The sequence below is a fragment of the Shewanella zhuhaiensis genome, assembly GCF_022484835.1.
GTDB lineage: Bacteria > Pseudomonadota > Gammaproteobacteria > Enterobacterales > Shewanellaceae > Shewanella > Shewanella khirikhana.
In genome coordinates this window covers 81,305-96,183 of sequence record NZ_JAKUDL010000002.1, presented here as the reverse complement: position 1 = coordinate 96,183, position 14,879 = coordinate 81,305, and the positions used below count along the sequence as shown (strand labels likewise).

Genomic DNA, 14,879 nt, shown 5'->3' with positions numbered 1-14,879 from the left:
TGTACTACCCTCTTACTGGCCCACGGCTGACACAATTCTTATCTGCTTCTCATCGGGGACTTCCTGGTAGGAAATCACCCTCAGGTTGGGAATGGTGTATTTCACAAAGCGCGACAGTGTCGAGCGCAGCATTCCCGAGGTCAGCAGGATAGCGGGTTGCCCCACCATTTCCTGCCGCTGAGCGGCGTCAGCCAGTGACTGTTGCATCCGCTCGGCCAATCCGGGTTCGATGTTGGGACCGTCGCCCCCGGAAGCCTGCATAGACTGATGCAACATCTGTTCCAACTCTGGCGCCAAAGTTATGACAGGGATCTCCGCCTCTGGGCCGGCGATTTCTTGAACAATCATACGTTTAAGCGCAATACGTACCGCCGCAGTCAATACTTCGGTATCGTTGGACTTGGGACCATATTCCAGCAGTGTCTGGACTATAGTGCGCAGATCCCGCACCGATACCCCTTCATTGAGCAGGTTTTGCATCACCTTCACCACGTTGCCAAGGGACATCACATCGGGAATAAAACCATCCACCAGCTTGGGCGAATGCTTGGCGAGAATATCCATCAGCTGCTGTACTTCTTCGTAGCCGAGCAGCTTGGACGCATTATTGGTCAGCACCTGGCTGATATGGGTTGCCACCACGGTTGAGGCGTCCACCACGGTATAGCCCAGGGTCTGGGCGTGTTCTTTCAGCTCAGGGGCAATCCACACCGCTTCAAGGCCGAAGGCCGGGTCGCGGGTCACAACGCCATCGAGCTGGCCGAACACCTGCCCTGGGTTAATGGCAAGCTCGCAGTCGTGGCGGATTTCTGCTTCACCTACAACCACGCCCATCAGTGACACCCGGTAAGTGCTGGGCGCCAAATCCAGATTGTCACGGATATGCACCGCAGGCACCAAAAAGCCAAGTTCCTGCGACAGCTTCTTGCGTACGCCCTTGATACGGGACAGCAGCTCACCACCCTGGCCTTTATCCACCAATGGGATCAAGCGGTAGCCCACCTCAAGACCTATGGTGTCTACATGGCGCACATCGTCCCAGCCAAGCTCTTTGGGCGAATTATCCAGTTTATCGACAGTGCCACTGGCCGCTGCTTCCAGGGCTTCTGCTTTACGCTTCTCGATGCGCTTATTGAGGAAAAAGGCACCGGCTCCGGTGGCCAGGGCAAACGACAGAAACGCCATGTGGGGCATGCCGGGCACAATACCCATAACAAACAGCACCCCTGCTGCAATGGCCAGCGACTTGGGATTGTCAAACATCTGACTCATCACCATGCCGCCCATGTCACCTTCTTCGTTCTGGCGGGTCACCATCAGCGCCGCGGCAATCGAGAGCAAGAGGCCGGGGATTTGCGCAACCAGACCATCACCTATGGTCAGCAGGGTGTAGATTTCAACGGCACTGGAGAAATCCAGATCGTGCTGCACCATACCGATAATGAAGCCGCCCAGGATGTTGATCACCAAAATCAAAATGCCGGCAATGGCGTCACCTTTCACAAACTTGGACGCACCGTCCATGGCGCCGTAGAAATCGGCTTCCTTGGTCACTTCGGCGCGGCGGGTACGGGCTTGTTCCTGATTGATAAGACCAGCGTTAAGGTCGGCATCGATGGCCATCTGTTTGCCGGGCATGGCATCCAGGGTGAAGCGGGCACTCACCTCGGAGATACGTCCAGCACCCTTGGTCACTACGGCAAAGTTGATGATGATAAGGATTAAGAACACCACCAGACCCACGGCATAGTTGCCGCCAATCACGACCGAGCCGAACGCTTCGATCACTTTACCGGCTGCGTCGGCGCCATTGTGGCCTTCAAGCAATACCACCCGGGTAGAAGCGACGTTCAGCGCCAGTCGCAGCAAGGTAGCGACCAACAGCACTGTGGGGAAAGCAGCAAAATCCAGCGGCCTGTTGGTGTAAATGGCTACCAGCAGCACCACCAGCGCAAGGGCAATGTTGAACGAGAACAGGATATCCAGCAAAAACGCCGGCATGGGCAATACAATCATTGCCAGGGCAGCAAGCACCAGGGCTGGTGTGCCCAGTCCCTGCAAATTTGCCGGTTTTATCTTTTTAATCTGCCCAAGCTGGCCCATTACATCCATTCGACGCTACCCAAAATTGACGCTTTGCATCTGGATAGCAAGTTCCAAGCCAACATCAGGGAAGATCTGAACACAATCGCTTCAATGCTCAGTATTTGAACTCGTCAGGAATAGGCTGGTTAAGCGGGATGGGGGTGGGTTTACGGCCGCGGCCTTTACGGTATTGTCTTAGCTGGAACACATACGCCAGCACCTGCGCCACTGCGGTAAAGAGACCATCGGGCACCTGCTGGTTAAGCTTGGTGGTGTGGTAAATCGCCCGCGCCAATGGCGGCGCCGATACAATAGCCACATCGTATTCCCGGGCAATTTCACGGATTTTGAACGCTACGGTATCCACGCCTTTGGCCACCACAAACGGCGCTGGCGAACGCTTGGCGTCGTATTTCAGCGCCACTGCATAGTGCTCTGGGTTAACCACAATTACATCGGCTTTGGGCACCTCGGCCATCATACGGCGCATGGCAATTTCACGTTGCATCTGCCGAATACGGCCCTTTACTTCAGGCTTACCTTCGGTGTCCTTGTATTCATCCTTAACTTCCTGCTTGGTCATTTTCAGCTGTTTTTTGTGGTTCCAGATCTGAAACGGCACATCAATCACCACAATGAACAGCATGGAGCAGCACAGCAGCAGAAACATCCACACCAGCAGATCGAGGGCATGGTAAACATTGGATGGCAGATGCTCCGCCGAGAGCTGAATAATCTCCATAAAATAAAACGACAGCAGCACATAGGCTGCCAGCGCCACCACCGAGAACTTGGCCAGCCCCTTGGTGAGTTCCACCAGCGCCTGCACCCCAAACATCCGCTTAAAACCGGCAATAGGGCTCATCTTACTGCCCTTGGGAAGAATGCCATTGCTAGAGAAGGTGATGCCGCCGAGGGCGATATTACCGGCAAAGGCCAGTGCCGCCAGCACCAGCACCAGACCAAGCACCGGCAGCACCAACTCTTTGGCAATCGGCGCCCAGATGTTGAGCATGGAGTTGGTGTCAAAGATCTGCTCACGGCTTTGATTAAAGGCCAGGGTCATCACGTTATGCAGCGCCTTGGCAAGGCTTGGGCCCATCATCAAAAAGCCGGTGGCCGCAGCAAGCAATACCGCAGCTGTGCCAAGTTCTTTGGAGCGGGCGACCTGACCTTTTTCCCGGGCCTGTTCGAGTCGCCTCCCTGTGGGCTCCTCTGTACGTTCCTGGCTGGTATCGTTCTCTGCCATGTCAGTTCACCTGACACTGAAGATGGGTGATATCACACAGCAAGACCTGTGCCGCTTCCCAGATTTCATGGAAGTGGGACATCACAGGCGCCAGGGTGAGCCAAAGAATGAAAAGGCCGCTAATCATCACCACCGGGAAACCGATGGCGAAAATGTTGAGCTGAGGCGCGGCGCGGGTCATCACCCCAAAAGAGAGGTTAATAAGCAGCAAGGCCACAATCGCCGACAGCGACATGGTGAGCGCAGCGCCAAACATGTAGCTGCCCCAAAGCGCCAGCGCGCGATAGTTTTCGATACTGATGCCACTGATGGACACAGGCAGGGTATCGAAGCTCATCACCAGCATACGGATCATCAAAAGATGGCCATCCACCGCAAGGAAAATCAGCGTGGCCAGCAGCAGGAAAAAGTTACCCAATACAGGGGTTTGCTGCCCAGATCCCGGGTCAACCATAAAGGAGAAACCCAAACTGGTTTGCATACCTATGATTTGGCCGGTGAGCACAAAAATCTGCATCATCATCAGCGCAACCATCCCCATGGCCACGCCGATCAGAATTTGCTGAGCGCTGACAAATACCGAGCTTAACGCGAAAAGTTCGCCCTCGGGCATGGGTGGCAACATAGGACTGATGGCAAAGGTTACCGCCACGGACAATAGCAAACGAACCCGCACCGGGGTGGTATTGGCGCCGAACACCGGCATCACCATGAACATGGCGGAAATGCGAAACAGCGGCCACAGATACGCCTTCAGGGTACCCATCAGCGTATCGAGTAAGACTTCCATCAGCCAACGACCTGTGGGATCAGCTGCACCATCTCCATAAAGAAATCCATCATGGTGCGCACCAGCCAGTGGCCGGCCAGCATCAGGCCGAACAGGGTCACCAGCAAACGGGGAAGGAAGCTTAAGGTTTGTTCGTTAATAGAGGTGGCCGCCTGAAACACGGCCACAATCAGCCCCACGATAAGCCCGGGCACAATGATGACCGAAACCATCATTACGATTACGGCCAGGGCTTCACGGAAGATATCAATCAGGGCTTCTGGAGTCATGGTGCGCCTCAGGTCGCAAAGCTGTTGGCCAGGGTGCCCATTACCAGGGTCCAGCCATCCACCAGCACAAACAACATGATTTTAAAGGGCAGCGACACAATCATCGGCGACAGCATCATCATACCCATGGCCATCAGGATACTGGCCACTACCAAATCAATCACCAAAAAGGGCACAAACAGCATAAAGCCAATCTGGAACGCAGTTTTCAGTTCACTGGTGATGAAGGCCGGGATCAGCACCGACATAGGCGCCTCCTCCGGGGTTTTAATATTGTCGTAACCTGCGATGTTCACGAAGGTTTCCAGATCGGTTATCCGCACCTGGGCAAGCATAAAGTCTTTCAGTGGTGCCTTACCACGCTCAAACGCCTGATCTATGGTCAGGGTTTCATCCATGTAGGGTTTGACCCCTTGCTCATAAATTTTATCGAACACAGGCGCCATGATGAAAAAGGTCATAAACAGACTAAGGCCAATCAGCACCTGGTTGGACGGCGCCTGCTGCAAGCCAATGGCCTGACGCAGCAGCGACAGCGTCACAATAATGCGGGTAAAGGAAGTGAGCATGATGACCATGGCGGGCAGAAAGCTCAGCGCCGTCATCAGCATTAAAATCTGCAGGGTGACCGAATATTGAGTGCCACCATCGGGAGTGGTGGTAACGGTAACGGCGGGGAGCACGCCATCGGCTGCCATCGCAGGCGCAACAGCAAGCGTCATTAAGGCAATCAGAGTCAGGGCAAGGCGCATCATGACTGTTTGTCCTTAGCCAGTTTCAGGCGGCGGGCAAACCCTTCTTCCGGCAGGGTGACCGGGGCGTCCAGCTTGTCAATTAAGGTGACTTGCTGCGCCGTCACCCCCAGCAGGTACTGCTGACCATCGAGTTCAACCAGCACCAGCTTTTCACGCTGTCCAAGCGGACTGGCGGCCAGAGTTTTAATGACACCACCACTGGCGGGCACCAGGTTGAGCCTGCGGACCACATAGGCCAGCACAAAAATCACCACCAGCACCAAAATCAAGCCGCCAACCATGCTGGCCAGCGTACTGGCATAGCCTTGTGAGACGGCGCCGCCGGGTGAGGTTGTCGCGGCCACTGAAAGTAGGGTTAAAGACACGCAGGCTCCCTCTTCTGGGTTTATTTGAGTTTTTTGATACGCTCTGTCTGGCTTATCACGTCGGTCAGACGAATACCGAACTTGTCGTTCACCACCACCACTTCACCATGGGCGATAAGGGTGCCGTTGACCATCACATCCAGCGGCTCGCCGGCAACACGGTCAAGCTCCACCACCGAGCCCTGGTTGAGCTGCAGCAGGTTACGGATGCTGATAAAGCTGCGACCCACTTCCATGGAAATGGTCACAGGGATATCCATAATGGTATCCAGCTTGGCGACTTCTTCGCTGGAAAGCGGCTTGGTTTCGTCTTTCAGTTCTTCAAATTCAGCGGCCTGGGCTTCTTCCAGTGCCTGCTCGGCCATCGCTGCGGCCCAATCATCATCGGTACTCATCTCACATCACCTTACAGGTCATTGATATCTCGGGCTTTACCCTTACGGGTCACCAGTTGCAATTCAGTTTTTACCGTCTCAGGACGAGGGATTTTTTCACAAATCTTCAGTGCCAGATGATCCCGCGACTTACCCAGCTTACAGCGGTAGGTGGGCAAGTCTTCAATTTTCATCAGCACAAATTCTGGCAGTTCCACCGGGATCACATCACCGGCACTGAGTTCCATCACATCCCGCAGGCTGATTTCATGTTCAACCAGGGTGGCATCGAAGCCCACTTCCACGTCCATGATTTCGTCTTTCAGTGCCTGCGACCAGCGCATGTCGGTGTCTTGCTTATCGCTCTGCACACCGGCATCAAGCAGTTCACGGATAGGTTCTATCATCGAGTAAGGCATAGTGATGTGGAAGTCACCGCCACCACCGTCCACTTCGATGTGGAACGAGTTCACCACTACCACTTCGGTGGGACTGACGATGTTGGCCATCGCCGGGTTCACTTCGGCATCAAGGTATTCGAACTCGACGTCCATCACCGGCGCCCAGGCATCTTTGTAATCTTCGAAGATGATTTTCAACAGCAGCTGAACGATACGACGCTCAGTGGGGGTAAATTCTCGGCCTTCAATCTTGGCGTGGAAACGGCCGTCGCCACCAAAGAAGTTGTCCACCAGAATAAACACCAAGCGGGCTTCCATGGTGATCAGCGCAGTACCTTTAAGCGGCTGAAAACGCACCATATTCAAACTGGTTGGCACAAACAGGGTATGCACATACTCACCAAATTTGAGCATCTGCACCCCGTTGATGGACACCTCGGCCGCGCGGCGCATCATGTTGAACATGCTGATCCGCAGGTGACGGGCAAAACGCTCGTTCACAATCTCGAGGGTGGGCATACGGCCACGGACGATCCTGTCCTGAGAAGAAAAGTCGTAATTGCGGGCCGCTATCCCCGCTTCACTGACCTCTTCTTCTTCGACATCGTCTACGCCGTGAAGCAGCGCATCAATCTCGTCTTGGCTAAGTAAATCCGTCACAATTTTGCCTTATATAGTTGTTGTCAAAGGACAATTGTCACTATTGCATCACAAACCCGGTAAAGAGTACTTTCTCGACCACCTTACGACCGGTCACCGGCTGCAGAGTGTTTTGTACGTTGAGCAGCGCCAGCTGTCTGAGCTCATCTTTACCGGCCTGGGTAGAAAGCTTTTGCACGTCACCACTGCTGAAGGTGGTCAGCAACGCATCTTCAATCAAGGGGATATGCTTTTTGATCATCACATCGTCATCGGCGCCGCGCACCATCAGCTGCACCTTGATTTCCACCAGACGGCTGCGGGGCTGGCCGGGCAGATTAAATAAAAACGGTCTTGGCATGGCGACATAGAATGCCTCACGGGCATTGGTGCCTTCGGCCGCTTCGGTGCTCTGACCTTCTGCGGCAACTTCACCTTCAGCGGGAGCCGGGTCGGACGAGCCCATAAACAGCCAGCCTCCCACACCCAAGGCGGCAACCACGACCACGCCAACAATGATAAACAGCAGCTTTTTACTCTTTTTGCCGCCGGTTTCTTCAAGTTGCAGAGATTCTTCTTCCGCCATCGGCTATTCCTTTCTGTCACAGGCCATCGCGGCCAACTCCGGATAAGACTATAGGTTACCTGCTTAGGCGTAATAATCTATACCCGAAGCATAACTTGTTGTCTGATTTACGCTTAATTGTAACTCTTCTGCTGGAATTTCATCCATGGCAGCAAAGTGCTCTTCGGCGCTGCGACCATCACCCGACTGGCCGTTACCCCGTTTATCATGGGACACCTGACCATCGGTAAGCTCCATTCCCTGCTGTGCCAGCAGTTCCCTGAGGCGCGGCAGTGCCTGCTCCACCACATCTTTGGTTTGTGCGGCACTCACATGGAACTGCACCTGGGTTTCACTGCCCTGAACCTGAATACGCACCATCAAGGAACCAAGCTCAGGCGGATCGAGGCGAATTTCTGCCTGCTGTACGCCATCGCGCACCATGGCGACCAGCTGCGCATTCATCACAGGCGCAAACCTTGCCACCATGTCGGCGGTGGTCACAGGGCGCTCATTGCCGTGACGCAGTGACAGCTGCACCTGACTCAAGTCTCCCCGTTGCAGTTGGGTAAGTCGCTGCTCAAATCCCTGCTGAGGGGCCGTGTCCTGCGCAGGCTGAGCTTCGACGCGCTCAAGGCCAGAAAGCCTGTGCTCCGGCATAAGTTTGGCGCTGTTTTCAGTTCCCTGCGCAGATGAGATGGCCAGCGCCTCTTTCACGGCGGCAGCAACGTCAGCTTTGTCTTTCGGCAGATTGGCGGCAGCGGCCTGGTTATCAGCATCCGCCAGGGCGGCAAGCAGAGGATTCTGGGCCTTCTGAGTATTCGCAGGTTCAGTTTTCGTGTCGGCAAGCAAAGCCTGTGGCAGGTTTTCACGGCCCTTGAGTTTGCTATCCAAGCCTGGCATCGGCTCGCCGTCAGCGTCAGCCAATCCGGCAAGCTCAACATCAGCCAAGCTGGCAAGCTCAGAACCCGTGGGCTCGGCTTGGTTGCCCTGTGCAGCCATCACAGCGCTCTTGGCAATCTCCAGCCCCCGGGTGCCCTCAGGCGCCTTTTGCGCAGCGGCAATCAGCGCACTGAGCGCCCTTACACCGTCTGCATTAATGTGAGCGGCAGCGCCCTGCTCTGGCGAGGCGCTTACCTGGGTTGCCATTGACGTGGCTTGACTCAGATTACCAAAAACACCTTCATCCAAACCGGCGGCAGCAAACATCTCCAACGCATCCTTCAGCGCCGGCGATGCTTGCAGCAAAGCTGCAAAGGCTTCGCCATCGAGGCTTGCCAAAGCATCAGCCTCTACGCCGAGTAAATCTGCCAGTTGCTGCCGTGTCTCGGCATCGGCACCTTTCATTAAATCGCTGAAGAGTGCGAACAAATTGTCGGTGGCGATGGCGTCAGCGTCATTTGCCACGTCGTCTGTGACCTTGATGTCATCACTGCCAAGCCCATCGGCGGTCAGTGCCTGCATGACCAGCGCCAGAATGTCATCTTCGCCGAGCGCTTGCGGCAACAAATCGCCGTCGGCGGCAATCTCATCGGGATCGGCACTCTGACGGGAGAATTGGATTTGGGCAAGCACCTTGGATACATCATCCGCGCTTTCAGCATCGCCAGCCTTGCCAAGCGCCTGTGCCTGAGCCCCGGTCGCCTTCGACTGTTCCGCCGCGGTTTGACCGGTTGCTTTTGCCCGAGGGTTTTCAGCATAAGCATTTGTTTTTGCGATGATAGATTCGAAATCCATTCCATCACGTTCAGCTGTAGAGTCGGCGCCCATTGGGGCACCTTTTGATGCTCCCTGAGAAACTTCAGGGCTGCTTAAAAGCACATTCATGATTTGTTGCATCAGGGCTCTCCCTGCATTGAATGGCAAGCCTGTGTGTGCCATCTGCAATGCTGTTTAGCTTAAATCTCACTCACTTGGCAAAAATACAGCAAATGCCATGCCAATCGATTCAGGATCTGCGCCGGATAAACTGCTGCATGGCAAATTCATCCGCCAGTTTTTGCTCCTGACGCAGCGCCACTGCCTCGCGCTTATCGGCTTTGTGTTGAAGCAGCAACTCAACCGCCTTGCGTTTTTGTTGCCGCTCCATCCAGATTTGGCGCCTGTGTGCCAGTTGCTTGTCAGCGCCCTGCACGGCCTGAACCTGCTGGGCAATGGCCTGATCGATTTGCTTGATAAACCGATGAAACTGTTGATACGCGCTGGCACCAATATTGGTGCCTTCTTTGGCGGCTATCTGGCGCATATAGTCGAGGCGATAATGATTGAGGGCATCGAGCTGCTGCTTCAGCTTGCCAAGGTCCAACTGCGCAGCGCGCAGCGCCAGCGCGGCTTGCTCTTCAGCTTCCTGTGCCAATTTCAATACGGTGAGTAATGGGTCTGGGCGTGCCATGGATTACCCTCTGCACTGGGCCGCAAGCTGGCCAAGCATGGTTTCACTGTCACCCATGCTGATGGCATCACGCATTCCCTGACGCAGGAAGGCGTTCATGGCAGGCTGCAACCTGATGGCGTTGTCGATGCGGGGATCACTGCCCTGGGCATAGGCGCCGATGGAAATCAGATCACGGTTTTGCTGATACAACGAATAGGTTTGCTTCACCTTACGCATGGCTTCAAGATGCGCCGGGCTAATCACCATGGGCGCCACACGGCTGATGGAAGCTTCAATATCGATAGCAGGGTAATGCCCCGAATCGGCGAGGGTACGCGACAGCACTATGTGGCCATCGAGGATAGCCCTGGCCGCATCGGCAATCGGGTCCTGCAAATCATCGCCCTCGGTCAACACTGTGTAAAAGGCGGTGATAGAGCCCTGACCCGGACCGCCATTTCCGGCACGTTCCACAAGCCTTGGCAGCTTGGCAAACACTGACGGTGGGTAACCCTTGGTGGCGGGCGGCTCACCCACGGCCAGGGCAATTTCCCGCTGGGCCTGCGCATAGCGGGTCAGGCTATCCATCAGCAGCAATACGTTAAAGCCAAGATCGCGAAAGTATTCGGCAATGCGGGTGGAGGTTTCACAGGCACGCAGACGCATCAGCGGCGAGGTATCGGCGGGCGCGGCCACCACCACCGAGCGGGCACGGCCTTCAGGACCTAAAATTTCTTCAATAAATTCTTTTACTTCGCGACCACGTTCACCAACCAGGCCCACCACAATCACATCCGCTGTGGTGCCGCGGGTCATCATGCCAAGCAGCACGGACTTACCCACGCCGGAACCGGCGAACAATCCCATCCGCTGGCCTTTGCCTACGGTCAGCATGGCATTGATGGCACGAATGCCCACATCGAGGGGCTCGTGGATTGGCCGTCTGGCAAGGGGGTTGATGGCTGGGCCATGGCGCGGGGCAACATCTGTAGTGCCAAGGGGACCAAGACCATCCAAAGGTTCACCGCCGCCATCAAGCACACGGCCAAGCAGCGACATACCCACGGCAATCCCGCCCTGCTCGCCAAGCGGCCGCACCCGGGCACCGGGCAGCACCCCTTTGAGCTCTTCAATGGGCATCAGGTAAAGAAGGTGTTCATCGAAGCCGATGACTTCGGCAATCAGCTCGCCACCAATGGTATCGATGGCACACAGGCTGCCTACCGGAGCACGGCAACCGCTGGCTTCCAGAGTCAGCCCGACCACCCGCACCAGCTGGCCTTCGGCGACCGGATGCGACATGGGCAGCGCTTGTTTAAGCTGCTTTAAGTTATTCAGCAGGTGGTGTTTGCGGGCTATCATCTTCGCCCTCCCGGTTGCTGGCTTGTTCGGCGCCGCTGCTGTGTTCAATCTGATCCTGCGGCTCGCTTGCCGCCATCACCTGAGCCGTTGGCGCCTCATCGCGGGCCAGTTTTTCCTGCTGGATCCTGGCATCACGTCCAAGGGCTTCGAGCCGTTCGGCCGGCGTCGCCAATGCGACAGCAATTCGCTCTTCGAGACGCATATCGACCCGAGAGCGATGGCTGTCAATCACCAATTCACCACGCTCAAGCAGCGGATCCGATTCGAGCTCCCAGCGCTTGCGCTCAAGCTCGCTGTGCTCATAAAGCCCATTGACCAGCGTTAAATCGTCGGGATTCAGACGAATTTTAACTTGTTGATCTTTCACAGGCAGACAGTCGATGCCCTGACGCAGGGCGGCCAGAATATGTTCGGGGTGGGTTTTCAGCTCATGCAGCAAAATCTGCCTGGCGAGTGTCATCGACAGCTCCAGCAGCTCCTGCTCAATTTCGTTATCAAGCAGGGAAAGCGGTGCCGAAAACTGCCCAAGCAGCGACTCAAACCGGGCCAGCATGGCTTTGCCCTCGGCAAGGCCTTCAGACAGCCCTTGCTCCTGGCCCTGACGCAAGCCTTCTTCGTGGCCTTCTTTGAGCCCCTGCAGGCGTCCGGCTTCCAGCCCTTCGGCATAACCGTCAGCTTTTCCCGCTTCAAAACCTTCAAGTTCAGCTTCCTGACGAATAGCCTCAATTTCAGCGAGGGTCGGCGGACGAAACTCTTCCTCCTCGGGCGCCACATAGACTTCACCGGGGCGACGCCCAAGCATATTCTCCGGCGCCCTGGGCATATCACCGGACATCTCCGGTAAGCGCCAATGGCTGAATTCGTCCTTTTCTTCCCCTCTGAGGACTGTCTTGGGGCGCTTGGTGTCAGTCATTAAACGAACTCTTCACCGCCGCCACCGCCGAGCATGATTTCACCGGCGTCAGACAGGCGTCTGGCAATGGACAGAATTTCTTTCTGGGCCAGCTCAACTTCGCTTATGCGGATAGGGCCCATGGCCTCAAGATCGTCACGCAGCAGTTCGGCAGCCCGTTTGGACATATTGCCGAGGATTTTGTCTTTGAGCTGATCGTCGGCGCCTTTAAGGGCCTTCATCAGTACGTCCTGCTGCACTTCACGCAGCAAGGCCTGAATACCACGGTCGTCCACATCGATAAGGTTTTCGAATACAAACATCAGATCCTGGATTTGCTGCGCCATTTCCTCGTCGGTTTCGCGCATGGTTTCCATCAGCTGACTTTCGATGGCAGTATCCAGATAGTTCATGATGTTGGCTGCCGCCTTGAGACCGCCCATCTTCGCCGCCTGGGCACCGCCCTGACCGGCAAACTGTTTCTCCATAATGTCGTTCAGCTCCTGCAATGCCGCCGGTTGAACCTCTTCGAGGTTGGCGATACGCATCAAGAGGTCAAGACGGGTGTTTTCAGGGAACTGGGAGAAAATCTCCGCCGCCTGATCCGGCTCCAGATAAGAAAGCACAATGGTTTGAATTTGTGGGTGTTCGTTCTGAATAATAGAAGCCACCTGACGGGCATCCATCCACTTGAGCGAGTCAAGACCCTTGGCACCGCTGCCCATGATGATTTGCTCAATCAGGTTGCCGGCCTTGTCTTCACCCAGCGCCGCGGTCAGCGCCTTTCTCACGAACTCTTCGCTGTTAAAGCCAATGGAGGAAAACTTCTGAATATCATCCAAAAACTGCTTATGGACGGCGATCACCTTTTCCTGCCCAAAGTCTTCCAGCGCCGCCATGGCCATACCCACCTTCTGCACCTGCTTGGGCTCGAGGTGTTTCAGAATCGACGCGGCGTCAGCTTCACTGAGACTCAGCAGCAGAATCGCGGTTTTCTCAATGCCGGACAGATCGCTTGCTTTGATCCCGGATTCAGATTTTTCTTTATTTTCAGCCATTTTCCTGTTGCAACCAATTCTTCACGACTTGAGTGGAAAGCTCAGGTTCGTTGGCAACCAGAGCGCGGATAGCCTTAATCATATCATCATCTTTATGCAGGTTCGGGATAAGGATTGAGCCGTCATCCGCATAACTGTACTCGGCTTCGGTGGTGTTGAGCATGCCCAGAGTATCGGCGGCGAACTGATCTTCAATTTCGGCCAGCTCATGCCCCAGACGGCCATCTTCTGGCATGTCTACCTTGTCGGCGAGCAGCAGTTTCTTCAGCAGCGGCCGCACCACAAACAGAATGAGCACCAGAATCGCCAGCGAACCGGATGCAAGCTTCATCGCCTTCCAGAACCAGGGCTGTTCCCACATGGGCAGCTCGGGCATTTCTTCAACAAGCTGATCCATAAAGGGCACAGTCACCACTTCGATGCTGTCGCCGCGCTGAGTAGTAAAGCCCACAGCGCCTTCAAGCAGACGACGGATATTGGCCAGCTCGGCCTCAGTGCGGGGCACGCGGCTCACCTGACCTTCGCCATTGGCATCGCCGGCCTTGAAATCCACGGCTACTGACACACTCACCCGGCGCACTGTGCCAATCTGTTGACGGGTGTGGCTGATGGTGGTGTCTAGCTCATAGTTACGGGTGGCTTCGCGGTGAGAGTTACCGTTGGCCTGCTGTTGATCCTGCGCTTCTTTCAGAGTCTGGGGAATGTTCGACTCCATCGGCGGCTGATTGGACAGGGCGCCGGGGATCCCCATGCTGCCTTCACCTGTGCTCTGGGTTTCCAGGGTCATTTCACTGCGAACGGCGGGCAGATCAGGGTTAAAACGTTTGGCGGTTTGCTCCACGGCGGTAAAGTCCATGGTCACATCCACCTGGGAAGTAAAGTTTTCCGGCCCGAGGATGGGCATCAGAATAGCGTCTACCTTGGCGCGGTATTCGGCTTCTTTTTGCTTTACCAGTTCAAGCTCACGGCGGGCACGGGCAGAAACCCCATCCTGACTACCTGAATTGAGCAGGCGGCCGTTGGAGTCGGTCACTGTCACCCGGGTAGGCTCAAGCCCCTGCACCGCAGAAGCCACTATGTCCACTACGGCATCCACTTCTTCCTGACCGAGGCCGCCACGGCGCACTGTCACCACCACGGTGGCGCTGGGCTTGGACTTGTTGCGGGCAAACACGTTCTCTTTTGGCAGCGCCAGAATCACCTTGGCGCGGCTGATGCTTTTAAGCTCTTCAATGGCACGGGCGAGGTTTTGCTCCTGGCTGTGCTTCAGGCGCGCCTGCTCCATACGCTGGCTGACACCAAAACCCATGTCCTGGGTCAGGAAGTCTTTCTCACTGCCGGAAGCGGCATCGACACCGGCGCGACTCAGCAGCAGACGGATATCCTGGTATTTGTCTTCCGGCACCCGCAGCACATCAAAATCCACCTTGTAGGGGATCTTATTTTTATCGAGTACGTCGAGCACCTGGATCATCTCCTGGGCTTCAAACTTACCCAGCGGACGGTATTCAGGCTCCTGCGCCCACATCATCACAAACACCGCCAGCGCCAAACAAATGGCCAGAGCGAGGATCATGGTGATCTGGCGCATCATGTCGGTGCCGCCGAAGCCGCCCAACACGCCGGACTTGTTTTCCTGTTGTACACCGCTCATACCGTCGTCGGTGCTCACAATCATATCAGTGCTCACGTTGGTTATCC

At 55.6% G+C, this 14,879-nt stretch carries 15 protein-coding genes; all 15 read right to left on the bottom strand.

Annotated elements, in window-relative coordinates; genetic code table 11:
• Positions 1 to 12: 12 nt before the first annotated feature.
• Positions 13 to 2,112 carry a flagellar biosynthesis protein FlhA gene (gene flhA, locus MJ923_RS05995; protein WP_240590321.1) on the bottom strand — a complete coding sequence of 700 codons (2,100 nt, stop codon included), beginning with the start codon at positions 2,110 to 2,112 and terminating at the stop codon, positions 13 to 15.
• 88 nt (positions 2,113 to 2,200) lie between these two features.
• Positions 2,201 to 3,334: a flagellar biosynthesis protein FlhB gene (flhB, locus tag MJ923_RS05990; RefSeq protein ID WP_240590320.1), complete on the bottom strand. Its 1,134-nt coding sequence runs from the start codon at positions 3,332 to 3,334 to the stop codon at positions 2,201 to 2,203.
• A 1-nt stretch (position 3,335) separates the two neighbouring features.
• A complete protein-coding gene (fliR, locus tag MJ923_RS05985) occupies positions 3,336 to 4,124 on the bottom strand; it encodes a flagellar biosynthetic protein FliR (RefSeq protein WP_240590319.1) in 789 nt (262 codons plus the stop codon).
• Positions 4,124 to 4,393, bottom strand: a complete 270-nt coding sequence (gene fliQ / locus MJ923_RS05980; protein WP_126167444.1) for a flagellar biosynthesis protein FliQ — start codon at positions 4,391 to 4,393, stop codon at positions 4,124 to 4,126. The genes fliR and fliQ overlap by 1 nt, the downstream gene beginning before the upstream one ends.
• Positions 4,394 to 4,401: 8 nt before the next feature.
• Positions 4,402 to 5,148, bottom strand: coding sequence for a flagellar type III secretion system pore protein FliP (gene fliP, locus MJ923_RS05975; protein WP_240590318.1), 747 nt, complete (start codon positions 5,146 to 5,148; stop codon positions 4,402 to 4,404).
• The gene (fliO, locus tag MJ923_RS05970; RefSeq protein WP_420854418.1) at positions 5,145 to 5,513 is read right to left on the bottom strand and encodes a flagellar biosynthetic protein FliO; all 369 of its coding nucleotides are present in this window, start codon (positions 5,511 to 5,513) and stop codon (positions 5,145 to 5,147) included. Before fliO ends, fliP begins: the two co-directional genes overlap by 4 nt.
• A 20-nt stretch (positions 5,514 to 5,533) precedes the next feature.
• Positions 5,534 to 5,908 (bottom strand): flagellar motor switch protein FliN, encoded by a 375-nt coding sequence (gene fliN, locus MJ923_RS05965; protein WP_240590317.1) that lies wholly within the window; start codon positions 5,906 to 5,908, stop codon positions 5,534 to 5,536.
• A gap of 11 nt (positions 5,909 to 5,919) precedes the next feature.
• Complete coding sequence (gene fliM / locus MJ923_RS05960; protein ID WP_126167447.1) at positions 5,920 to 6,948, bottom strand: flagellar motor switch protein FliM; 1,029 nt, start codon at positions 6,946 to 6,948, stop codon at positions 5,920 to 5,922.
• 40 nt (positions 6,949 to 6,988) lie between these two features.
• Positions 6,989 to 7,513 carry a flagellar basal body-associated protein FliL gene (gene fliL, locus MJ923_RS05955; RefSeq protein ID WP_240590316.1) on the bottom strand — a complete coding sequence of 175 codons (525 nt, stop codon included), beginning with the start codon at positions 7,511 to 7,513 and terminating at the stop codon, positions 6,989 to 6,991.
• A 63-nt stretch (positions 7,514 to 7,576) separates the two neighbouring features.
• The gene (locus MJ923_RS05950; protein WP_240590315.1) at positions 7,577 to 9,331 is read right to left on the bottom strand and encodes a flagellar hook-length control protein FliK; all 1,755 of its coding nucleotides are present in this window, start codon (positions 9,329 to 9,331) and stop codon (positions 7,577 to 7,579) included.
• Between the two features lie 109 nt (positions 9,332 to 9,440).
• Positions 9,441 to 9,884, bottom strand: coding sequence for a flagellar export protein FliJ (fliJ, locus tag MJ923_RS05945; protein ID WP_240590314.1), 444 nt, complete (start codon positions 9,882 to 9,884; stop codon positions 9,441 to 9,443).
• Between the two features lie 3 nt (positions 9,885 to 9,887).
• Positions 9,888 to 11,228: a flagellar protein export ATPase FliI gene (gene fliI / locus MJ923_RS05940; protein WP_240590313.1), complete on the bottom strand. Its 1,341-nt coding sequence runs from the start codon at positions 11,226 to 11,228 to the stop codon at positions 9,888 to 9,890.
• Positions 11,197 to 12,141: a flagellar assembly protein FliH gene (gene fliH / locus MJ923_RS05935; protein WP_240590312.1), complete on the bottom strand. Its 945-nt coding sequence runs from the start codon at positions 12,139 to 12,141 to the stop codon at positions 11,197 to 11,199. The genes fliI and fliH overlap by 32 nt, the downstream gene beginning before the upstream one ends.
• Positions 12,141 to 13,178: a flagellar motor switch protein FliG gene (fliG, locus tag MJ923_RS05930; protein ID WP_126167453.1), complete on the bottom strand. Its 1,038-nt coding sequence runs from the start codon at positions 13,176 to 13,178 to the stop codon at positions 12,141 to 12,143. Before fliG ends, fliH begins: the two co-directional genes overlap by 1 nt.
• A complete protein-coding gene (gene fliF, locus MJ923_RS05925; RefSeq protein ID WP_164551294.1) occupies positions 13,171 to 14,856 on the bottom strand; it encodes a flagellar basal-body MS-ring/collar protein FliF in 1,686 nt (561 codons plus the stop codon). The genes fliG and fliF overlap by 8 nt, the downstream gene beginning before the upstream one ends.
• Positions 14,857 to 14,879 lie beyond the last annotated feature (23 nt).